Source organism: Pseudomonas sp. W5-01 (genome assembly GCF_046540435.1).
Taxonomy (GTDB): Bacteria; Pseudomonadota; Gammaproteobacteria; order Pseudomonadales; family Pseudomonadaceae; genus Aquipseudomonas; species Aquipseudomonas graminis_B.
Genome location: NZ_JAXCIP010000005.1, coordinates 410,843 through 431,548, shown reverse-complemented (window position 1 = coordinate 431,548; position 20,706 = coordinate 410,843). Strand labels below are relative to the sequence as shown.

Here is a 20,706-nt window from a genome sequence, read left to right as displayed (position 1 = left end):
CATGGATATTAAACGCACGATCCTGATCGTCGCCCTGGCAATCGTGACCTATGTCGGTGTCCTGAAATGGAACCAGGACTATGGTCAGGCTGCCTTGCCGAGTCAGAATGTTGCTGCCAACACCAATACATCCGCTATTCCTGATGCTCCGCAAGGTTCAGCGACTGCCAATGCAGACGTTCCTAGCGCTACCGGCGAAGTGGCTGCGCCGGCGGAAATGCCGGTGGCTACCAGCAAAGATCTGATCCAGGTGAAGACAGACGTCCTTAATCTGGAAATCGATCCGGTCGGCGGCGACGTGGTGCAGCTTCGTTTGCCACTTTATCCACGCCGTCAGGATCATCCCGAGATTCCTTTCCAGCTGTTCGATAACGGCGGCGAACGGATCTTTCTCGCTCAGAGCGGTCTGACTGGCGCAAACGGCCCTGATGCCCGAGCCACTGGTCGCCCGGTCTACTCGGCTACGCAGAAAAGCTACCAGTTGACTGATGGTCAGAACGACTTGGTCGTCGACCTGAAATTCAGCGACGGCGGCGTCAACTACATCAAGCGCTTTACGTTCAAACGCGGTCTGTATGACCTGACCGTTTCTTACGTGATTGACAACCAGAGCGCCCAGCCTTGGAACGGTAACCTGTTCGCACAGCTGAAACGTGATTCGAGCGCTGACCCATCCTCGACGACTGCCACTGGCACGGCCACCTATCTGGGTGCTGCGATGTGGACTCCTTCGGAACCTTACAAAAAGGTTTCCATGAAGGACATCGACAAAGGTTCGGTGAAGGACACCGTTCAGGGTGGTTGGGTTGCCTGGTTGCAGCATTACTTCGTGACCGCCTGGATTCCGAACAAAACTGATAGCAACACCGTCACCACCCGTAAGGACAGTGCCGGCAATTACATCATCGGCTTCACCGGCCCGGCACTGACAGTCGCACCTGGCGCAAAAGCCGAGACCACTACAACGCTTTACGCCGGGCCGAAGAGTCAGGCAGTCCTGAAGGAGTTGTCCCCAGGTCTGGAATTGACGGTGGATTACGGGATTCTGTGGTTTATTGCCCAGCCTATTTTCTGGCTACTGCAACATATCCACAGCATCGTGGGCAACTGGGGCTGGTCGATCATCTTCCTGACCATGCTGATCAAAGGGCTTTTCTTCCCTCTGTCGGCGGCCAGTTACAAGTCGATGGCACGCATGCGTGCAGTCGCTCCGCGCTTGGCCGCGTTGAAAGAGCAGCATGGCGACGATCGTCAGAAGCTTTCTCAGTCGATGATGGAGCTGTACAAGAAAGAGAAGATCAACCCGTTGGGTGGATGCTTGCCGATTCTGGTACAGATGCCGGTGTTCCTGTCGCTGTACTGGGTACTGCTTGAAAGCGTCGAGATGCGCCAGGCGCCGTGGCTGCTGTGGATAACCGACCTGTCGATCAAAGACCCGTTCTTTATTCTGCCGATCATCATGGGCGCTACCATGTTCATCCAGCAGCGTTTGAACCCGACGCCGCCGGACCCGATGCAGGCCAAGGTCATGAAGCTGATGCCAATCATCTTCACGTTCTTCTTCCTGTGGTTCCCGGCTGGTCTGGTGCTGTACTGGGTTGTGAACAACACCTTGTCCATTACCCAGCAGTGGTACATCACCCGCAGCATCGAAGCGAAAGCCAAGAAAGCTGAAGCCTGATCTATCCTTTTAACAAGTTATTCAAAACGCCCCCTAGTGGGGCGTTTTGCTATCCGTCGGTTGTCCAGGAGTCGGTCCATGAATGTTCTGTCAGAAACCATTGCGGCCATTGCAACGGCTCCAGGACGAGGAGGCGTGGGTATCGTCCGTATTTCCGGCCCGAAAGCTTGCAAATGCGCCGAGATGATTCTTGGCAAATTGCCACAGCCTCGTTACGCACATTACGGCGCTTTCAAGGGAGAAAGCGGCGAAGTGATTGACGAGGGTATTGGTCTTTATTTTTCAGGACCTCACTCGTTCACCGGGGAGGATGTGCTCGAGCTTCAGGGGCATGGTGGGCCTGTGGTTCTGGATATGTTGCTGCAGCGTTGTGTGCAGCTGGGGTGCCGCCTGGCACGGCCGGGTGAATTCAGCGAACGCGCATTTCTCAATGACAAGCTTGACCTGGCCCAAGCCGAGGCGATCGCGGACCTCATTGAGGCGAGTTCTGCGCAAGCTGCGCGTAACGCCTTAAGGTCGCTGCAGGGTGCATTTTCCCAGCGAGTGCATGAGCTCACTGAGAAACTCATCAGCCTGCGCGTTTACGTTGAAGCGGCCATCGACTTTCCAGAGGAGGAAATCGACTTTCTCGCGGACGGTCACGTGCTGACCATGTTGGATAACGTACGCAATCAGTTATCCACAGTGTTGCATGAGGCCAATCAGGGAGCCTTACTCAGGGATGGCATGAATGTGGTTATCGCCGGCAGGCCCAATGCCGGTAAATCCAGTCTCCTGAATGCACTGGCGGGTAAAGAAGCGGCGATCGTAACTGAGATTGCCGGCACAACCCGGGATGTCCTCCGTGAACATATCCACATTGACGGGATGCCACTTCATGTTGTGGACACTGCCGGTCTGCGTGATACCGACGATCAGGTGGAAAAGATAGGCGTTCAACGCGCGCTTCAGGCGATAGGCCAGGCAGATCGCATTTTGTTGGTGGTCGATGCAACGGCGCCCGAGGCCAGCGATCCCTTTGCACTGTGGCCAGAGTTCCTCGATCAACGGCCTGACCCGGCCCATGTCACCCTGATTCGTAACAAGGTGGACTTGAGCGACGAACCAGTGGAACTGGTGACCAGCGTCGATGGCCACGTGACCATCAGCCTGAGTGCAAAGGCCGGTGGGGAAGGTGTGGAGCTTTTGCGCGAGCATCTGAAGGCGTGCATGGGGTATCAGCAAACAGCCGAGGGAAGCTTCAGTGCACGCCGGCGCCATCTTGAGGCGTTGCACACGGCAAGTGCTTCTCTCGAGCATGGACGCTCGCAGCTGACCTTAGCCGGCGCGGGTGAGCTACTTGCCGAGGACCTGCGCCAAGCCCAGCAGTCCCTTGGCGAAATTACCGGCGCCTTCAGCTCGGACGACTTATTGGGGCGGATTTTCTCCAGCTTTTGCATCGGCAAATAGCACCACGCCCTATCCCCAGGCAGGTCAACCTCTCCGGACCTGCCTCATATCGATTCACTCATCCCACTTTTCGTGACTTCCGATCAGCGTGCCGGCGGATAAGTGCACCTCGAATTTAACCGTTCAGCACCTGAATGCTCGGATAAGCCCTGTGCATAACCGCAACTGAGCTCGGTTGATAAACAGGCGTCTGACCTGAGGATAATCGTGCCTGTGGACAACTGTTCATTTAATCCACAGGCTTAGACCCGTTATCCAAAGGTCTCTTGGTCACATGGACACAGGGTTTTGATTCTCTGTACAGCACGTAGATAAAGGCCCACATGACTTTATCCACAGAAAGGGTGCTCAGTAGAAATAAACATAAAAACAAAGATCTTATAAATTTCTTTCTTTTTAATTTCTATAACCGCTATTCATCCACAGCTGGTTAGATTTTGCGCAACGGGTTTCTTAAGGGGGGGTAAGTCCCTATACTTGCCGCCATTCCTATTCCCCCCAATCAACAGGCACGAGGTGCGTGGTGGATTTCCCTTCCCGTTTTCAAGTGATCGTCATCGGCGGCGGTCATGCCGGTACCGAGGCAGCACTGGCGTCCGCACGTATGGGTGCTACCACCCTGCTGCTTACGCACAACGTGGAAACCCTCGGCCAAATGAGTTGCAACCCGGCCATTGGTGGCATCGGTAAAAGTCATCTGGTCAAAGAGATCGATGCGCTTGGCGGAGCAATGGCAACGGCCACCGACAAAAGTGGTATTCAGTTCCGCGTGCTCAATGGCCGCAAAGGCCCAGCTGTCCGGGCAACGCGTGCCCAGGCTGACCGGGTGTTGTACAAGGCGGCGGTCAGGGAAATTATTGAAAACCAGCCCAACCTCTGGGTATTCCAGCAGGCATGCGATGACCTGATCGTTGAGCAAGACCAGGTGCGCGGCGTAGTGACTCAGATGGGCCTGCGGTTTATGGCCGACTCCGTGGTTCTCACCACAGGTACCTTTCTGGGCGGACTTATCCACATTGGTCTACAGAACTATTCAGGCGGTCGCGCCGGTGATCCGCCATCCATTGCGCTTGCACGCAGGCTCCGTGAGCTCCCGCTGAGAGTGGGCCGTCTGAAAACGGGCACACCTCCGCGCATCGATGGCCGATCTGTGGATTTCTCGGTGATGACAGAACAGCCGGGCGATACGCCGATCCCCGTGATGTCGTTCATGGGCTCCAAGGCCCAGCACCCGAGCCAAGTCAGTTGCTGGATTACCCACACCAACGCTCGGACCCACGAAATCATCGCTGCGAATCTGGATCGGTCGCCGATGTATTCTGCTGCCGGGGAGATCGAAGGGGTCGGCCCGCGCTATTGCCCGTCGATTGAGGACAAGATCCATCGTTTTGCCGACAAGGAAAGCCATCAGGTGTTTATCGAACCGGAAGGTTTGACGACCCATGAGCTTTATCCAAACGGTATATCGACCTCGCTGCCGTTCGATGTACAGCTCCAGATCGTCCGGTCTATTCGCGGGATGGAAAACGCCCACATTGTTCGGCCTGGCTATGCCATCGAGTACGACTACTTCGACCCGCGCGACCTGAAGTACAGCCTTGAAACCAAGGTTATCGGTGGTTTGTTCTTTGCAGGCCAGATCAACGGCACGACCGGTTACGAAGAAGCCGGTGCGCAAGGTTTGCTCGCCGGTGCCAACGCGGCCCTCAGGGCTCAAGGCAAGGACAGCTGGTGTCCGCGTCGCGATGAAGCTTACATCGGCGTGCTGGTGGATGACCTGATTACGCTGGGCACACAAGAGCCGTACCGGATGTTCACCTCGCGCGCCGAATACCGGCTGATTTTGCGCGAAGACAACGCGGACTTGCGTCTGACTGAACAGGGTCGGGCGCTGGGGTTGGTCGACGACGCCCGCTGGGCGGCGTTCTGTGCCAAGCGTGAGGGCATCGAGCTGGAAGAACAACGCCTGAAGTCCACCTGGATTCGTCCGGGTACCGAGCAGGGCGATGCGGTCTCGGCGCACTTCGGCACGCCATTGACCCACGAATACAATCTGCTGAATCTGCTGAGCCGCCCCGAAGTGGATTACGCCAGCCTGGTTGCGCTGACCGGCCACGGCTCGCCTGACCCGCAGGTCGCTGAACAGGTCGAAATCAAGACCAAGTACGCCGGTTACATCGACCGTCAGCAAGATGAAATCACTCGTCTGCGTGCCAGCGAAAATACTCGACTCCCTGCTGACATCGACTACACCGGGATTTCCGGTCTGTCCAAAGAAATCCAGAGCAAGCTGGGGATAACTCGTCCGGAAACCCTAGGCCAAGCCTCGCGGATTCCCGGCGTTACCCCGGCGGCGATTTCTCTGTTGATGATTCATTTGAAAAAACGCGGCGCGGGCCGTCAGTTGGAGCAAAGCGCTTGAGTTCGATGGTTTCCCCGCAGCACGCAGAAGAGCTGACGCTCGGCGCTCGAGAGCTCGGCGTCGATTTGAGCGAGAGCCAACATAGTCAGTTGCTGGCGTATCTGGCCTTGCTGATCAAGTGGAACAAGGCCTACAACCTGACCGCAGTTCGTGATCCGGATGAGATGGTCTCTCGCCATCTGCTGGACAGCTTGAGCGTGGTGCGTTTCATCGAAGGTGAGCGTCAGCTGGATGTCGGCAGTGGCGGCGGGATGCCGGGTATCCCGCTGGCCATCCTGTTTCCAGAGATGAAAGTCACCGTGCTGGACAGCAACGGCAAAAAGACTCGGTTTCTGACGCAGGTCAAACTCGAGCTGGCGCTGGCCAATCTTGAAGTTATCCACAGCCGTGCCGAAGCATTCCAGCCTGAGCTGCCGTTCAACGGCATCATCTCCCGCGCTTTCAGCAGCCTGGAAGACTTTACTCAGTGGACTCGGCACATGGGCGACGGTGAAACGCGCTGGTTGGCAATGAAGGGTCTGCATCCGGTGGATGAACTGGTAGCATTGCCCGCAGATTTTCATCTGGAAAGCGCGCAAGCCTTGGCCGTACCCGGTTGCCAAGGTCAACGGCATCTGCTGATACTGCGCCGCACGGCATGACAGGGAACACACGCAAGAATGGCTAAGGTATTCGCGATAGCGAACCAAAAAGGGGGGGTGGGTAAGACCACAACCTGCATCAACCTCGCGGCTTCGCTGGTGGCTACCAAGCGTCGGGTGCTGTTGATCGATCTCGATCCGCAAGGCAATGCCACCATGGGCAGCGGTGTGGATAAGCATGCGCTCGAGCATTCGGTCTACGATTTGCTGATTGGCGAATGCGACCTGAATCAGGCCATGCACTTTTCCGAACACGGGGGCTATCAGCTGCTGCCGGCAAACCGTGATTTGACGGCTGCCGAGGTGGTCCTGCTCGAAATGCAGATGAAGGAATCGCGTCTGCGTTCGGCACTGGCGCCCATCCGTGAGAATTACGATTACATCCTCATCGACTGCCCTCCATCGCTTTCGATGCTGACGCTGAATGCACTGGTTGCGGCCGATGGCGTCATTATCCCCATGCAGTGCGAGTATTTCGCGCTCGAAGGTTTGAGCGACCTTGTGGATAACATCAAGCGCATCGGTGAGTTACTCAACCCTCAACTCAAGATCGAAGGCTTGCTACGGACCATGTACGACCCGCGGCTCAGCCTGATCAACGATGTTTCGGCGCAGCTAAAAGAGCACTTTGGCGACCAGCTGTACGACACCGTTATCCCGCGCAATATTCGACTGGCTGAGGCGCCCAGCTTCGGCATGCCGGCATTGGCGTACGACAAGACATCTCGCGGCGCGCTGGCTTACCTGGCGCTTGCGGGCGAGATGGTGCGTCGCCAACGTCGCGGCAGTCGTGCCGCGGCCCAGCCCACTTAAGGAAATTCCATGGCCGTCAAGAAACGTGGACTCGGACGTGGGCTGGACGCACTGCTGAGCAGCCCCACCGTCACCGCCCTGGAAGAACAGGCGGTGAAGGCCAGTGAGCGCGAGCTTCAGCACATTCCGCTGGACCTTATTCAACGAGGCAAATATCAGCCGCGTCGTGATATGGATCCCCAGGCATTGGAAGAACTGGCGAACTCGATCAAGGCGCAAGGGGTGATGCAGCCGATCGTGGTCCGTCCGATTGCTGACAACCGCTTCGAAATCATCGCAGGAGAGCGCCGCTGGCGCGCGAGCCAGCAGGCAGGGATCGAAACCATCCCTGCCATGGTGCGCGACGTGCCTGATGAAGCGGCCATCGCGATGGCGCTGATCGAGAACATTCAGCGCGAAGACTTGAATCCGATCGAGGAAGCGATTGCACTGCAGCGTCTGCAGCAGGAATTTCAGCTGACCCAACAGCAAGTGGCCGAGGCGGTGGGTAAATCGCGAGTCAGCGTCGCGAATCTGCTGCGACTGATCGCATTGCCGGAAGCGATCAAGACAATGCTTTCCCATGGTGATCTGGAGATGGGCCACGCCCGTGCGCTGCTGGGTCTACCCGAAGATCAGCAGGTTGATGGGGCGCGACACGTTGTCGCACGCGGTCTGACTGTGCGTCAGACCGAGGCACTGGTTCGCCAGTGGCTCAGCGGCAAGCAGGACGCTGCGGAGCCAGTGAAGGCCGATCCTGACATCACACGTCTGGAGCAGCGCCTCGCCGAGCGGCTGGGCTCCGCGGTGCAAATCCGCCATGGACAGAAGGGCAAAGGTCAGTTGGTTATCCGTTATAACTCTCTGGATGAGCTGCAGGGTGTGCTCGCCCACATTCGCTGAAACAAATCATGCGTAGCGCGTAGTCGGAAATCACTACCTGGCAGTTGAATAGGGGCTGAACCGCCCCTATACTCTGCGCGCATTTTGTCGGCACAATTTATGCCAAGTTATTGATTTTGGCGGCCGGCTCACGAGGAGCCCATGTGATGGAGACACGCACGCCAAACCGCTTGCCATTCCATCGCCTGGCTGTTTTCCCGATCTTGCTGGCTCAGTTGATTGTCCTTCTCGGGGCTGCGCTGGCGATTTGGCAGTGGCATGGTGTCGTGGCCGGGTATTCGGGGCTTTGCGGAGGCCTGATAGCCTGGCTGCCGAATTTGTATTTTGCTCATAAGGCATTCCGGTACTCCGGGGCCAGGGCAGCGCAGGCCATCGTTCGGTCGTTCTACGCCGGCGAGGCAGGCAAGCTGATTTTTACGGCAGTGCTTTTTGCACTGACGTTTGCAGGAGTAAAGCCGCTGGCTCCGCTGGCGGTTTTCGGCGTATTCATACTGACCCAACTGGTCAGTTGGTTTGCGCCCCTGCTACTGAAAACAAGACTTTCGAGACCTTAGGGCGTTTGAGGCAACCATGGCAGAGCAGACAGCTTCGGGCTATATCCAGCACCACTTGCAGAATTTGACCTTTGGTCATTTGCCTGACGGCAGTTGGGGCTTCGCGCATTCTGCGGCGGAAGCAAAAGAAATGGGCTTTTGGGCTTTCCACGTCGATACCCTCGGCTGGTCGGTCGCACTGGGTCTGATTTTCGTCCTTATCTTCCGTATGGCCGCAAAAAAGGCGACTTCCGGCCAGCCGGGCGCGTTGCAAAACTTCGTTGAAGTCCTCGTCGAGTTCGTCGATGGCAGCGTTCGAGACAGCTTCCATGGCCGTAGCGCCGTGATCGCTCCTCTGGCATTGACCATCTTTGCCTGGGTGTTCCTCATGAACGCCGTCGACTTGATTCCTGTCGACTGGATCCCGCAGTTGGCAATCATGGTCACCGGTGATCACCACATTCCTTTCCGCGCCGTCTCGACAACCGATCCGAACGCGACGCTGGGTATGGCACTCTCCGTATTCGCGCTGATCATTTTTTACAGCATCAAGATCAAGGGTATCGGCGGCTTCATCGGCGAATTGACCCTGCACCCGTTCGGCAGCAAGAACATTTTCGTTCAGGCTCTGTTGATTCCGGTGAACTTCCTGCTTGAATTCGTGACTCTGGTGGCCAAGCCGATCTCCCTGGCACTGCGACTGTTCGGCAACATGTACGCGGGTGAGCTGGTGTTCATTCTGATCGCGGTCATGTTCGGCAGCGGCCTGCTGTGGCTCAGCGGTCTGGGCGTGGTCCTGCAATGGGCGTGGGCTGTGTTCCACATCCTGATCATCACCCTGCAAGCGTTCATCTTCATGATGCTGACCATCGTGTACCTGTCGATGGCTCACGAAGATAACCATTGAGACCCGCCTGGCGAGTCTGATGATCCCCTTGCTTCGGTGAGGGGGTGCCCGCGAGGGCTTGATGTAAGAAACGATTTTGCTTTACCGCTTTAATCTAAGAAAACCTAACCAATACGACGTAAAAGTCGGGAGGAAAGATGGAAACTGTAGTTGGTCTAACTGCTATCGCTGTTGCACTGCTGATCGGCCTGGGCGCACTGGGTACTGCAATCGGTTTCGGCCTGCTGGGCGGTAAATTCCTGGAAGGCGCTGCGCGTCAACCGGAAATGGTTCCAATGCTGCAAGTTAAAATGTTCATCGTGGCTGGTCTGCTCGACGCCGTGACCATGATCGGTGTTGGTATCGCTCTGTTCTTCACTTTTGCGAACCCCTTCGTTGGTCAACTCGCTGGCTGATCACTCGAATTTTCGAGTTGATTGGTGTGATGGACAACGAACGAGCGAGGTGTTGGCGTGAACATTAATGCAACCCTGATTGGCCAGTCCGTTGCGTTCTTCATTTTTGTGCTGTTCTGCATGAAGTTCGTGTGGCCTCCGGTCATCGCGGCTTTGCACGAACGTCAGAAGAAGATTGCGGATGGACTGGACGCTGCTACACGAGCAGCTCGCGACCTGGAGCTGGCCCAAGATAAAGTGGGTCAGCAACTGCGCGAAGCTAAGGCTCAGGCAGCTGAGATCATTGAGCAAGCCAAGAAACGCGGTACCCAGATTGTCGACGAAGCCCGTGAACAGGCTCGCGTCGAAGCTGACCGCATCAAGGCTCAGGCTCAGGCCGAGATCGAACAGGAACTGAACGGCGTCAAAGACGCGCTGCGCGCCCAACTGGGTAGCCTGGCAGTCAACGGCGCAGAGAAGATCCTGGGTGCCACAATCGATCAAAACGCGCACGCGGAGCTGGTAAACAAACTGGCTGCTGAAATTTAAGCGAGGGCGATCATGGCAGAACTGACCACGTTGGCCCGACCTTACGCTAAGGCAGCCTTCGAGCATGCACAGGCGCACCAGCAACTGGCCAATTGGTCAGCCATGCTCGGCCTGGCTGCTGCAGTGTCGCAAGACGACACGATGCAGCGCATGCTCAAGGCCCCGCGACTGACGAGCGCAGACAAGGCCGCCACTTTTATTGAAGTGTGCGGCGACAAGTTCGATGCCAAGGCACAGAATTTCATTCACGTCGTTGCTGAAAACGACCGTCTCCAGCTTCTGCCGGAGATCTCCGAACTGTTCGAGCTTTACAAGGCCGAACAGGAAAAATCGGTAGATGTGGATGTAACCAGTGCCTTCGCATTGAACCAAGAACAGCAAGACAAACTCGCCAAGGTTCTCAGTGCACGGCTCGGCCGGGAAGTGCGCCTGCACGCTGCGGAGGATGCTGCCCTGATAGGTGGTGTCATCATCCGCGCCGGCGACCTGGTTATCGATGGCTCAGTTCGCGGCAAACTCGCGCAACTAGCCGAAGCATTGAAATCTTGAGTTTGAAGGGGCAGCAGAGCAATGCAGCAACTCAATCCTTCCGAAATAAGTGAAATCATCAAGGGCCGCATCGAGAACCTCGATGTAGCCTCCCAAGCCCGAAACGAAGGCACTGTCGTCAGCGTGTCTGACGGTATCGTGCGGATTCACGGTCTCGCCGACGCTATGTACGGCGAAATGATCGAGTTCCCGGGCGGCGTTTACGGTATGGCACTGAACCTGGAGCAAGACTCCGTGGGTGCTGTCGTACTGGGCGCTTACACCTCTCTGGCTGAAGGCATGAGTGCCAAGTGCACCGGCCGCATCCTGGAAGTTCCGGTTGGTAAGGAACTCCTGGGTCGCGTGGTCGACGCACTGGGCAACCCTGTCGACGGCAAAGGTCCGCTGAACAACACCGAGACCGATGCGGTCGAGAAAGTTGCTCCAGGCGTGATCTGGCGTAAGTCGGTAGACCAGCCTGTACAGACTGGCTACAAGGCTGTCGATGCGATGATCCCCGTAGGCCGTGGCCAGCGTGAGCTGATCATCGGCGACCGTCAGATCGGTAAAACCGCTCTGGCGATCGACGCGATCATCAACCAGAAGAACAGCGGTATTTTCTGCGTCTACGTAGCAATCGGTCAGAAGCAATCGACCATCGCCAACGTTGTTCGCAAGCTGGAAGAAAACGGCGCTCTGGCCAACACGATCATCGTGGCGGCCAGTGCTTCGGAATCTCCTGCGCTGCAATTCCTGGCTCCGTATGCCGGTTGCACCATGGGCGAGTACTTCCGCGACCGCGGTGAAGACGCACTGATCGTTTATGACGATCTGTCCAAGCAGGCCGTGGCTTATCGCCAGATCTCCCTGCTCCTGCGCCGTCCACCAGGCCGTGAAGCTTACCCAGGCGACGTGTTCTATCTCCACTCCCGTCTGCTGGAGCGTGCATCCCGCGTTTCGGAAGAGTACGTAGAGAAGTTCACCAATGGCGCAGTGACCGGCAAAACCGGTTCCCTGACCGCATTGCCGATCATCGAAACCCAGGCTGGCGACGTTTCCGCGTTCGTTCCGACCAACGTGATTTCCATCACTGACGGTCAGATCTTCCTGGAATCGGCCATGTTCAACTCCGGCATCCGCCCGGCAGTGAACGCCGGTGTTTCGGTATCCCGTGTGGGTGGTGCCGCTCAGACCAAGATCATCAAGAAGCTCTCCGGTGGTATCCGTACCGCTCTGGCTCAGTACCGTGAACTGGCAGCATTTGCCCAGTTCGCCTCTGATCTGGACGAAGCGACCCGTAAGCAACTTGAGCATGGTCAGCGCGTGACCGAGCTGATGAAGCAGAAGCAATATGCGCCAATGTCGATCGCTGACATGTCGCTGTCGCTGTATGCCGCTGAGCGTGGGTTCCTGACTGACGTCGAAATCGCCAAGGTTGGCAGCTTTGAACAAGCGCTGATTGCTTACTTCAACCGAGATCACGCCGATTTGATGGCGAAGATCAACGTGAAGGGTGACTTCAATGACGAAATCGATTCTGGCCTGAAAGCCGGTATCGAGAAGTTCAAGGCCACCCAAACCTGGTAAGCCGCAGCGGGAGCCGCGAGGTTCCCGCTTGCTAACCTGATAGGTGTTACATGGCAGGCGCAAAAGAGATTCGCAGCAAGATTGCGAGCATCAAAAGCACGCAAAAGATCACCAGCGCCATGGAAAAAGTGGCGGTCAGTAAAATGCGCAAGGCTCAAATGCGCATGGCTGCTAGCCGTCCTTACGCGGAGCGCATCCGCCAGGTGATTGGTCATCTCGCCAACGCTAACCCGGAATACCGTCATCCCTTCATGATCGAGCGCGAAGTAAAGCGCGTCGGTTACGTCGTGGTGAGCAGTGACCGTGGTCTGTGTGGTGGCTTGAATACCAACCTGTTCAAGGCTTTGGTCAAGGACATGGCGAAGAACCGTGAAAACGGCGTAGAGATCGATCTGTGCGTGGTCGGCAGCAAAGGTGCGGCGTTTTTCCGCAACTTCGGCGGTAACGTCGTCGCTGCGATCAGCCACTTGGGCGAAGAGCCGTCGATCAACGATTTGATCGGCAGCGTCAAGGTGATGCTGGACGCTTACCTGGAGGGCCGTATTGACCGCCTGTCCGTGGTGTCCAACAAGTTCATCAACACCATGACTCAGCAGCCAACGGTCGAGCAGTTGATTCCGTTGGTCGCGACCCAGGATCAAGAACTCAAGCACCACTGGGATTACCTGTACGAACCCGACGCCAAAGAGCTGCTAGACGGCTTGATGGTCCGTTACGTGGAGTCGCAGGTCTATCAGGCGGTGGTCGAGAACAACGCGGCTGAACAGGCTGCGCGGATGATCGCGATGAAGAACGCCACTGACAACGCCGGTGATCTGATCAGCGATTTGCAGCTGATCTACAACAAGGCGCGTCAGGCAGCGATCACCCAAGAGATCTCGGAAATCGTCGGCGGCGCTGCCGCGGTTTAACGGTTCAAATATTCAGAGGATCCAGCTAATGAGTAGCGGACGTATCGTTCAAATCATCGGCGCCGTGATCGACGTGGAATTTCCACGCGACAGCGTACCGAGCATCTACAACGCGCTGAAAGTACAAGGCGCGGAAACTACTCTGGAAGTTCAGCAGCAGCTGGGCGACGGCGTAGTTCGTACCATTGCGATGGGTTCCACCGAAGGCTTGAAGCGCGGTCTGGACGTTATCGACAGCGGCGCAGCCATCTCCGTACCGGTCGGTAAAGCGACGCTGGGCCGGATCATGGACGTACTGGGCAACCCGATCGACGAAGCGGGCCCGATCGAGACCGAAGAGCGCTGGGGCATTCACCGTCCTGCACCTTCGTTCGCTGATCAGGCTGGCGGCAACGACCTCCTGGAAACCGGCATCAAGGTCATCGACCTGGTTTGCCCGTTTGCCAAAGGCGGTAAAGTCGGTCTGTTCGGTGGTGCCGGTGTCGGCAAGACCGTAAACATGATGGAACTGATCCGTAACATCGCCATCGAGCACAGCGGTTATTCCGTGTTCGCCGGTGTGGGCGAGCGTACCCGTGAGGGTAACGACTTCTACCACGAGATGAAGGACTCCAACGTTCTGGACAAAGTAGCGCTGGTCTACGGTCAGATGAACGAGCCGCCGGGTAACCGTCTGCGCGTCGCCCTGACTGGCCTGACCATGGCTGAGAAGTTCCGTGACGAAGGTAACGACGTTCTGTTGTTCGTCGACAACATCTACCGTTACACACTGGCCGGTACTGAAGTATCCGCACTGCTGGGCCGTATGCCGTCTGCAGTAGGTTACCAGCCGACGCTGGCTGAAGAGATGGGCGTGCTTCAAGAGCGCATCACTTCGACCAAGGAAGGCTCGATCACTTCGATCCAGGCGGTATACGTACCGGCGGATGACTTGACTGACCCATCGCCAGCTACAACGTTTGCTCACTTGGACGCCACTGTCGTTCTGTCCCGTGACATCGCATCCCTGGGTATCTACCCAGCGGTCGATCCACTGGACTCGACTTCGCGCCAGCTGGACCCGAACGTCATCGGTCAGGAGCATTACGACACCGCTCGCGGCGTTCAGTATGTTCTGCAGCGTTACAAAGAGCTGAAAGACATCATCGCGATCCTGGGTATGGACGAGCTGTCGGAAACCGACAAGCAGTTGGTATCCCGCGCTCGTAAGATTCAGCGCTTCCTGTCGCAGCCGTTCTTCGTGGCTGAAGTCTTCACCGGTGCCTCGGGTAAATACGTTTCCCTGAAAGACACCATTGCTGGCTTCAAAGGCATCCTCGCCGGTGACTACGACCATCTGCCTGAACAGGCGTTTTACATGGTCGGCGGCATCGAAGAAGCGATCGAGAAAGCCAAGAAACTGTAATCCAGGCGCCCGGCAACGGGCGCTAATCAGGTTGAGGCAGGCAAATGGCTATGACAGTCCATTGCGATATCGTCAGCGCGGAAGGAGAGATTTTCTCCGGTCTGGTCGAGATGGTGATTGCACACGGTAACCTGGGTGATATCGGTATTGCTCCAGGTCACGCACCGTTGATCACCGATCTGAAGCCAGGTCCGATCCGCCTGATCAAGCAGGGTGGCGAAGCCGAGGTGTTTTACATCTCCGGTGGTTTCCTTGAGGTTCAACCGAACATGGTCAAAGTGCTTGCCGATACCGTGCAACGCGCTGCTGATCTGGACGAAGCCTCAGCTCAGGAAGCCGTCAAGGCTGCCGAGCGTGCTCTGAATGAAAAAGGCGCAGATTTCGATTACGGATCTGCTGCTGCACGTCTGGCGGAGGCCGCGGCTCAGCTGCGCACCGTTCAGCAAATTCGCAAGAAGTTCGGCGGCTAACCCCGAAGTCTCGTTGCGCGATTGAGTAAAAGGGTAGCCTCGGCTACCCTTTTTCTTTTTTCGGCTTTCTCGCCCGAATCATCAGCCTGGCTAATGTGGCCTGCTCGTCTGGAATCCCTTCATGTCTCTCGATATCGTCATTCTTGCTGCGGGTCAGGGCACTCGCATGCGTTCTGCTCTGCCCAAGGTGTTGCATCCTGTGGCCGGTAAATCGATGCTCGGTCATGTTATCCATAGCGCACGGCAGCTTTCACCCCAAGGCATTCATGTGGTTATCGGGCATGGCGCCGAGCGGGTCCGCGAGCAACTGGCCAGCGATGATCTGAGTTTTGTTCTGCAGGACAAACAATTGGGGACAGGCCATGCAGTCGCGCAAGCGCTGCCGGTATTGACCGCCGAAACTGTCCTGATTCTTTACGGCGACGTCCCGCTCATAAACGTGGAGACCTTGCACCGCTTGCTTGCCCTGGTAAACGATCAGCAACTGGGCCTGCTGACAGTCACGCTGGATGACCCAACCGGCTACGGTCGGATTGTTCGTGACACGGAGCACCGCGTCACTGCCATCGTCGAGCACAAGGATGCAACGGAAGCGCAGAAGGCTATCAAGGAAGGGAACACCGGAATACTCGCAGTACCGGGCAAGCACCTGGCCGACTGGCTGGGCCGCCTTTCCAACAACAATGCTCAAGGTGAGTATTACCTGACCGATGTTATCGCGATGGCCGTCAGCGATGGCTTGGTAGTCGCCACCGCACAGCCTGAAGATGCGATGGAAGTGCAGGGCGCCAATGATCGTAAACAGCTTGCCGAGCTCGAGCGTCATTACCAGCAGCGCGAAGCCCTCCGACTCATGGCGTTGGGCGTCACCCTTCGGGACCCGGCGCGTTTCGACGTTCGTGGCGACGTCACCACGGGCCGCGACGTAATGATCGACGTGAACGTCATCCTTGAAGGGCGAGTGGTGATCGAAGACGACGTTTCGATCGGGCCAAACTGCGTGATCAAGGACAGCACCTTGCGCAAAGGCGCAATCATCAAGGCAAACAGTCACCTGGAAGGCGCAATCGTGGGCGAAGGCGCGGATGCGGGGCCTTTCGCTCGTCTGCGCCCAGGCAGTGTGCTCGACGCCCGCGCCCACGTGGGTAACTTCGTAGAATTGAAGAATGCTCATCTGGGCGAGGGTGCGAAGGCGGGTCATCTGACCTACCTGGGTGACGCGGTCATCGGCGCGCGTACCAACATCGGGGCAGGCACCATTACGTGCAACTACGATGGCGCGAACAAGCACAAGACGGTGATGGGCGAAGACGTGTTCATTGGCTCGAACAATTCGCTGGTGGCCCCTGTGCATATCGCGTCGGGCGCGAGCACTGCCGCCGGCTCTGCCATCAATCAGGATGTACCCGCCGAACAGCTTGCGGTCGCCCGTGCGCGTCAACGCAACATAGAAGGCTGGAAGCGTCCGGTGAAAATCAAGAAAGACTAAGTTATCCACAGGTCTGTTCGGCTGCTTGCCAGACAAGCAGCCGATGCCGGGTCTTGGATGGCATCCGTTCAAGCAAATCCCTGATTCCTTCTCTAGAAACGCCTCTCTCCCCTTGACGTATATCTTTCGTTGAGCTTTCATTGCGATCGTTAACTTTCGAATCGAAACTTAAGATCATCATGTCGAAACGTAATACGCCCCAGCGCCGCCATAACATCCTTGCTTTGCTCAATGAGCGGGGCGAGGTAAGTGTGGATGAGTTGGCCAAGCGCTTTGAGACCTCCGAGGTGACGGTCCGGAAGGATCTGGCTGCGCTCGAAAGCAACGGGTTGTTGCTTCGTCGTTACGGCGGCGCCATCCCGATGCCCCAGGAATTGATCGGCGAACCCGGCCAGCCCGTTTCCAGGTTCAAACAAGCCATCGCACGCGCGGCGGTTGCCCGCATTCGGGAACACGCACGGATCATCATCGACAGCGGCAGTACAACGGCTGCGATGATCCCGGAGCTGGGGTTGCAGCCGGGCCTCGTGGTGATGACCAATTCACTGCATGTCGCCAACGCGCTGGGTGAACTGGAGCACGAACCGGTCCTGCTGATGACCGGCGGCACGTGGGACCCGCATTCAGAGTCGTTTCAGGGCCAGGTGGCAGAGCAGGTGCTGCGTTCCTACGATTTTGATCAGCTGTTTATCGGTGCCGATGGCATTGATCTGACCCGCGGTACAACCACATTCAACGAACTGCTCGGCCTCAGCCGGGTGATGGCCGAAGTCGCCCGGGAAGTGATCGTGATGGTCGAGGCCGACAAGGTCGGGCGCAAGATTCCCAATCTGGAGCTGCCCTGGAGCAGCGTCCATACCCTCATTACCGATGACCGCCTGCCTCAAGAGGCACGCGAACAAATTCAGGCTCGCGGCGTAACCTTGATTTGCGCTGCTGTTTCCTAGGAGAAGACCATGTGTGGAATTGTCGGCGCTGTTGCTGAACGGAATGTGACTGCGATCCTGCTGGAGGGCCTCAAGCGCCTGGAATACCGGGGCTACGACAGCGCTGGCGTAGCGTTATTCAACAACGCCGGCGTGCTCGAGCGTCGTCGTCGAGTCGGCAAGGTGAACGAACTGGAGCGGGCTCTTGCCGGCGAACCGGTGACAGGACGCCTCGGCATTGCCCACACCCGTTGGGCGACCCATGGCGCGCCGCTGGAGCACAACGCGCACCCGCATTTCTCCAACGAGCAACTGGCGGTGGTGCACAACGGCATCATCGAAAACCATGAGCCGCTTCGCGAGCGCTTGAAGGGTCTGGGTTACGTGTTCACGTCTGACACGGACACCGAGGTCATTGTCCACCTGCTGCACCACAAACTGCGGGACACCCCTGACCTGGCCGCTGCCTTGAAGGCTACGGTCAAAGAACTGCACGGCGCGTATGGTCTTGCGGTCATCAGCGCACAGCAACCGGATCGCCTGATTGCCGCTCGCAGTGGCAGCCCGCTGGTGGTGGGTCTGGGCCTTGGGGAAAACTTCCTCGCCTCCGATCAACTGGCGTTGCGTCAGGTGACCGATCGCTTCATGTACCTGGAAGAGGGCGACATCGCCGAGATCCGCCGCGACAGCGTGCAGATCTGGGACGCCTCCGGCCTGCCCGTCGAGCGGGAGACCGTTCAGTACCACGAGGGCGCAGAAGCGGCGGACAAAGGCGAGTACCGCCACTTTATGCTCAAGGAAATCCACGAGCAGCCAAAAGTCGTGCAGCGCACCCTGGAAGGCCGCCTCGGTCAGCAGCAGGTTCTGGTGCAGGCATTCGGGCCGCAAGCGGCGGAGCTGTTCGCTAAAGTACGCAACGTGCAAATCGTCGCCTGTGGCACCAGCTATCACGCCGGCATGGTCGCGCGTTACTGGCTCGAAGGCTTGGCTGGTATTCCCTGCCAGGTCGAGGTGGCCAGCGAATTCCGCTACCGCAAAGTCGTGGTCCAGCCGGACACGCTGTTCGTTTCGATCTCCCAGTCCGGCGAGACGGCTGACACCTTGGCCGCGCTGCGCAACGCCAAGGAACTGGGTTTTCTTGCCAGCCTGGCGATCTGCAACGTGGGCATCAGTTCGCTGGTGCGTGAGTCCGATCTGACCCTGCTCACTCAGGCCGGCCCGGAAATCGGCGTCGCGTCGACCAAGGCGTTCACCACCCAGTTGGTCGCGCTGATGTTGCTGACGTTGTCACTGGGTCAGGTCAAAGGCACGCTGGAAGCTGGCGTGGAAGCAGAACTGGTTGAAGAACTGCGCCGCCTGCCGACCCGCTTGGGTGAAGCACTGGCAATGGACACGACGGTGGAGAAAATTGCCGAACTGTTCGCCGAGAAAAATCACACCCTGTTCCTGGGCCGTGGCGCGCAATTCCCGGTGGCGATGGAAGGGGCGTTGAAGCTCAAGGAGATCTCCTACATCCACGCTGAAGCCTATCCGGCCGGCGAACTGAAACACGGCCCGTTGGCCTTGGTGGACAGCGACATGCCTGTTGTCACCGTGGCACCAAACAACGAGCTGCTGGAGAAGCTGAAATCCAACCTGCAGGAAGTGCGGGCCCGGGGCGGCGAGCTGATCGTCTTCGCGGACGAACAGGCCGGGCTGGTCAACGGAGAGGGCACCCATGTGGTTTCCATGCCCCATATCCTCGATGCACTGACGCCGATTCTCTACACCATCCCGCTGCAACTGCTTTCGTATTACGTGGCAGTGCTGAAGGGGACGGACGTGGATCAGCCGCGTAACTTGGCGAAGTCTGTGACGGTGGAATAAGTTATCCACAGCATACTTTTATTTGAAGCTACGAAATAAAGTCTGTCGGAAATAAATAAAGTCTGTCGCTGGCGCCTTCGAATTCCCCGATTGAGGAGCCGGTGACGATTTTCCGGGCCACCGTGCTCGGAACGCACTTCAAGGTTTTGACGAGCAAATGATCTTAGCTATTCAGCCTGAGGAGACGGTGCGTTCCTTTGTGGCGAGAACTCTTCTAATTAAAGGAAAAAATTCCTCCGAAAATGTATTTCGGAATTTTCCCAGAAACAGCCTTTTTGGCGCGGATATCTTGTTAATCGCCGGAATGCACGGGTGGATTGGTTGCTACGGTTTCAACAAAATACTTCATAAACATACTGAGTACCCGTTAAGAGAAGTTTTTAAAAATATTCAAGATATTTCCTACTCTAGAGACGAATACATAAGTAGTTCAAGTGTCTATGGTTCCGATAGTACCGCGGCCGGGTTTTGCCCCGTTTGTGTTGCCGAAGATATTGAACGCTTAGGATTTTCCTTTTGGCGACGTGCTCACTGTTGTGAGCTGAAAGTCTGCGCTGAGCATAATGTAGAGTTAGTCAAACACTGCCCATACTGTGACAAGCCGTTCCGCCATGGTGGCCATGATCTGAATGTGATGTGGACTACCTGTGAGGGACAGCAGCTTAAAGATAGCTCAGTGATGTTGAACGCAGACCAATTTGAGCTGAAGAAAGCTCAATTCTTTGCAGAGATTCTGTCAGCCACCCATCACCTCTCTGAGGAGGCAGTTCTTGCGGTCTTGGATGAGAAAGTCCATCAAAATGAAAACCTAAAGCTTAGAATTTGGGACTCCAGATACAACCAGCCTCTAGGATATACAATCAAACGGCGGCTAGAGATCGTCCAAGAGGCGAGATTTATGAACAGGCTACCACATGGAGAAACTACTGATTTTATTATTCAGGCTATATTGGGAGTCTATGAAAGATTTTCTGACTTTTTCATTGACGTGAAGGCATATGGGGACGAAGTTCGCCCAGTGGAAAAACTATGGTCTACTTATATCGCAGGACATCAAGAATCAACGCATTTCGTCGAAGAAAATTATGACCAAGGTGTTGGCGTCTGGTGTTGTCCGTTCCCTGCTAGGGACTTCTTACGGATGTGGGATTGGCGGCCAGTGTATTATCCCTGCTGTAGTTTTGAGCGACCAAAAAGAAAAGGTCCTCAACCTCGACCCGAGCTAGTCAAGAAAGCGCCGCCGGGTATTTACAGGCAGAAATAGGTTCCCGCG

At 56.7% G+C, this 20,706-nt stretch carries 19 protein-coding genes; all 19 read left to right on the top strand.

Features of this window, described 5'->3' with window-relative positions; all coding sequences use genetic code 11:
- The first annotated feature begins 1 nt into the window (after nt 1).
- Nucleotides 2-1,681, top strand: coding sequence for a membrane protein insertase YidC (yidC, locus tag SLW75_RS18735; RefSeq protein ID WP_410935136.1), 1,680 nt, complete (start codon nt 2-4; stop codon nt 1,679-1,681).
- Between the two features lie 78 nt (nt 1,682-1,759).
- Nucleotides 1,760-3,130 carry a tRNA uridine-5-carboxymethylaminomethyl(34) synthesis GTPase MnmE gene (gene mnmE, locus SLW75_RS18730; RefSeq protein ID WP_410935135.1) on the top strand — a complete coding sequence of 457 codons (1,371 nt, stop codon included), beginning with the start codon at nt 1,760-1,762 and terminating at the stop codon, nt 3,128-3,130.
- Between the two features lie 523 nt (nt 3,131-3,653).
- A complete protein-coding gene (gene mnmG, locus SLW75_RS18725; protein WP_410935134.1) occupies nt 3,654-5,552 on the top strand; it encodes a tRNA uridine-5-carboxymethylaminomethyl(34) synthesis enzyme MnmG in 1,899 nt (632 codons plus the stop codon).
- Nucleotides 5,553-5,557: 5 nt separating this feature from the next.
- Nucleotides 5,558-6,193 (top strand): 16S rRNA (guanine(527)-N(7))-methyltransferase RsmG, encoded by a 636-nt coding sequence (gene rsmG, locus SLW75_RS18720; protein ID WP_192130998.1) that lies wholly within the window; start codon nt 5,558-5,560, stop codon nt 6,191-6,193.
- 18 nt (nt 6,194-6,211) lie between these two features.
- On the top strand, nt 6,212-7,006 hold the full coding sequence (locus SLW75_RS18715; protein ID WP_065988051.1) for a ParA family protein: 795 nt from the start codon (nt 6,212-6,214) through the stop codon (nt 7,004-7,006).
- Between the two features lie 9 nt (nt 7,007-7,015).
- A complete protein-coding gene (locus SLW75_RS18710) occupies nt 7,016-7,888 on the top strand; it encodes a ParB/RepB/Spo0J family partition protein (protein ID WP_065988052.1) in 873 nt (290 codons plus the stop codon).
- 146 nt (nt 7,889-8,034) lie between these two features.
- The gene (locus SLW75_RS18705; protein ID WP_410935133.1) at nt 8,035-8,442 is read left to right on the top strand and encodes a F0F1 ATP synthase subunit I; all 408 of its coding nucleotides are present in this window, start codon (nt 8,035-8,037) and stop codon (nt 8,440-8,442) included.
- 16 nt (nt 8,443-8,458) lie between these two features.
- The gene (gene atpB, locus SLW75_RS18700) at nt 8,459-9,328 is read left to right on the top strand and encodes a F0F1 ATP synthase subunit A (protein WP_065988055.1); all 870 of its coding nucleotides are present in this window, start codon (nt 8,459-8,461) and stop codon (nt 9,326-9,328) included.
- Nucleotides 9,329-9,465: 137 nt separating this feature from the next.
- A complete protein-coding gene (atpE, locus tag SLW75_RS18695) occupies nt 9,466-9,723 on the top strand; it encodes a F0F1 ATP synthase subunit C (RefSeq protein ID WP_002555987.1) in 258 nt (85 codons plus the stop codon).
- Nucleotides 9,724-9,780: 57 nt separating this feature from the next.
- Nucleotides 9,781-10,251 (top strand): F0F1 ATP synthase subunit B, encoded by a 471-nt coding sequence (locus SLW75_RS18690; protein WP_065988056.1) that lies wholly within the window; start codon nt 9,781-9,783, stop codon nt 10,249-10,251.
- 12 nt (nt 10,252-10,263) lie between these two features.
- The gene (locus SLW75_RS18685; protein ID WP_037016920.1) at nt 10,264-10,800 is read left to right on the top strand and encodes a F0F1 ATP synthase subunit delta; all 537 of its coding nucleotides are present in this window, start codon (nt 10,264-10,266) and stop codon (nt 10,798-10,800) included.
- A gap of 21 nt (nt 10,801-10,821) precedes the next feature.
- Nucleotides 10,822-12,366 (top strand): F0F1 ATP synthase subunit alpha, encoded by a 1,545-nt coding sequence (gene atpA / locus SLW75_RS18680; protein WP_065988057.1) that lies wholly within the window; start codon nt 10,822-10,824, stop codon nt 12,364-12,366.
- A 50-nt stretch (nt 12,367-12,416) separates the two neighbouring features.
- A complete protein-coding gene (gene atpG, locus SLW75_RS18675) occupies nt 12,417-13,277 on the top strand; it encodes a F0F1 ATP synthase subunit gamma (RefSeq protein WP_037016916.1) in 861 nt (286 codons plus the stop codon).
- A 28-nt stretch (nt 13,278-13,305) separates the two neighbouring features.
- The gene (gene atpD, locus SLW75_RS18670) at nt 13,306-14,682 is read left to right on the top strand and encodes a F0F1 ATP synthase subunit beta (RefSeq protein WP_065988059.1); all 1,377 of its coding nucleotides are present in this window, start codon (nt 13,306-13,308) and stop codon (nt 14,680-14,682) included.
- A gap of 44 nt (nt 14,683-14,726) precedes the next feature.
- Nucleotides 14,727-15,152, top strand: coding sequence for a F0F1 ATP synthase subunit epsilon (locus SLW75_RS18665; RefSeq protein ID WP_037016911.1), 426 nt, complete (start codon nt 14,727-14,729; stop codon nt 15,150-15,152).
- A gap of 121 nt (nt 15,153-15,273) precedes the next feature.
- Nucleotides 15,274-16,641 carry a bifunctional UDP-N-acetylglucosamine diphosphorylase/glucosamine-1-phosphate N-acetyltransferase GlmU gene (glmU, locus tag SLW75_RS18660; protein WP_410935132.1) on the top strand — a complete coding sequence of 456 codons (1,368 nt, stop codon included), beginning with the start codon at nt 15,274-15,276 and terminating at the stop codon, nt 16,639-16,641.
- A gap of 176 nt (nt 16,642-16,817) precedes the next feature.
- Nucleotides 16,818-17,588, top strand: coding sequence for a DeoR/GlpR family DNA-binding transcription regulator (locus SLW75_RS18655; RefSeq protein ID WP_208600742.1), 771 nt, complete (start codon nt 16,818-16,820; stop codon nt 17,586-17,588).
- Nucleotides 17,589-17,597: 9 nt separating this feature from the next.
- Nucleotides 17,598-19,433 carry a glutamine--fructose-6-phosphate transaminase (isomerizing) gene (gene glmS / locus SLW75_RS18650; protein ID WP_410935131.1) on the top strand — a complete coding sequence of 612 codons (1,836 nt, stop codon included), beginning with the start codon at nt 17,598-17,600 and terminating at the stop codon, nt 19,431-19,433.
- 157 nt (nt 19,434-19,590) lie between these two features.
- A complete protein-coding gene (locus tag SLW75_RS18645; protein ID WP_122346631.1) occupies nt 19,591-20,697 on the top strand; it encodes a TniQ family protein in 1,107 nt (368 codons plus the stop codon).
- Nucleotides 20,698-20,706: the final 9 nt, after the last annotated feature.

Coding starts and splice junctions, on each gene's coding strand:
- atpB (WP_065988055.1), top strand. CDS start 8,459: ATGGCAGAGCAGACAGCTTCGGGCTATATCCAGCACCACTTGCAGAAT.
- atpG (WP_037016916.1), top strand. CDS start 12,417: ATGGCAGGCGCAAAAGAGATTCGCAGCAAGATTGCGAGCATCAAAAGC.
- yidC (WP_410935136.1), top strand. CDS start 2: ATGGATATTAAACGCACGATCCTGATCGTCGCCCTGGCAATCGTGACC.
- atpE (WP_002555987.1), top strand. CDS start 9,466: ATGGAAACTGTAGTTGGTCTAACTGCTATCGCTGTTGCACTGCTGATC.
- mnmE (WP_410935135.1), top strand. CDS start 1,760: ATGAATGTTCTGTCAGAAACCATTGCGGCCATTGCAACGGCTCCAGGA.
- glmU (WP_410935132.1), top strand. CDS start 15,274: ATGTCTCTCGATATCGTCATTCTTGCTGCGGGTCAGGGCACTCGCATG.
- SLW75_RS18665 (WP_037016911.1), top strand. CDS start 14,727: ATGGCTATGACAGTCCATTGCGATATCGTCAGCGCGGAAGGAGAGATT.
- atpD (WP_065988059.1), top strand. CDS start 13,306: ATGAGTAGCGGACGTATCGTTCAAATCATCGGCGCCGTGATCGACGTG.
- SLW75_RS18710 (WP_065988052.1), top strand. CDS start 7,016: ATGGCCGTCAAGAAACGTGGACTCGGACGTGGGCTGGACGCACTGCTG.
- SLW75_RS18715 (WP_065988051.1), top strand. CDS start 6,212: ATGGCTAAGGTATTCGCGATAGCGAACCAAAAAGGGGGGGTGGGTAAG.
- atpA (WP_065988057.1), top strand. CDS start 10,822: ATGCAGCAACTCAATCCTTCCGAAATAAGTGAAATCATCAAGGGCCGC.
- SLW75_RS18645 (WP_122346631.1), top strand. CDS start 19,591: ATGATCTTAGCTATTCAGCCTGAGGAGACGGTGCGTTCCTTTGTGGCG.
- rsmG (WP_192130998.1), top strand. CDS start 5,558: ATGGTTTCCCCGCAGCACGCAGAAGAGCTGACGCTCGGCGCTCGAGAG.
- SLW75_RS18685 (WP_037016920.1), top strand. CDS start 10,264: ATGGCAGAACTGACCACGTTGGCCCGACCTTACGCTAAGGCAGCCTTC.
- glmS (WP_410935131.1), top strand. CDS start 17,598: ATGTGTGGAATTGTCGGCGCTGTTGCTGAACGGAATGTGACTGCGATC.
- SLW75_RS18705 (WP_410935133.1), top strand. CDS start 8,035: ATGGAGACACGCACGCCAAACCGCTTGCCATTCCATCGCCTGGCTGTT.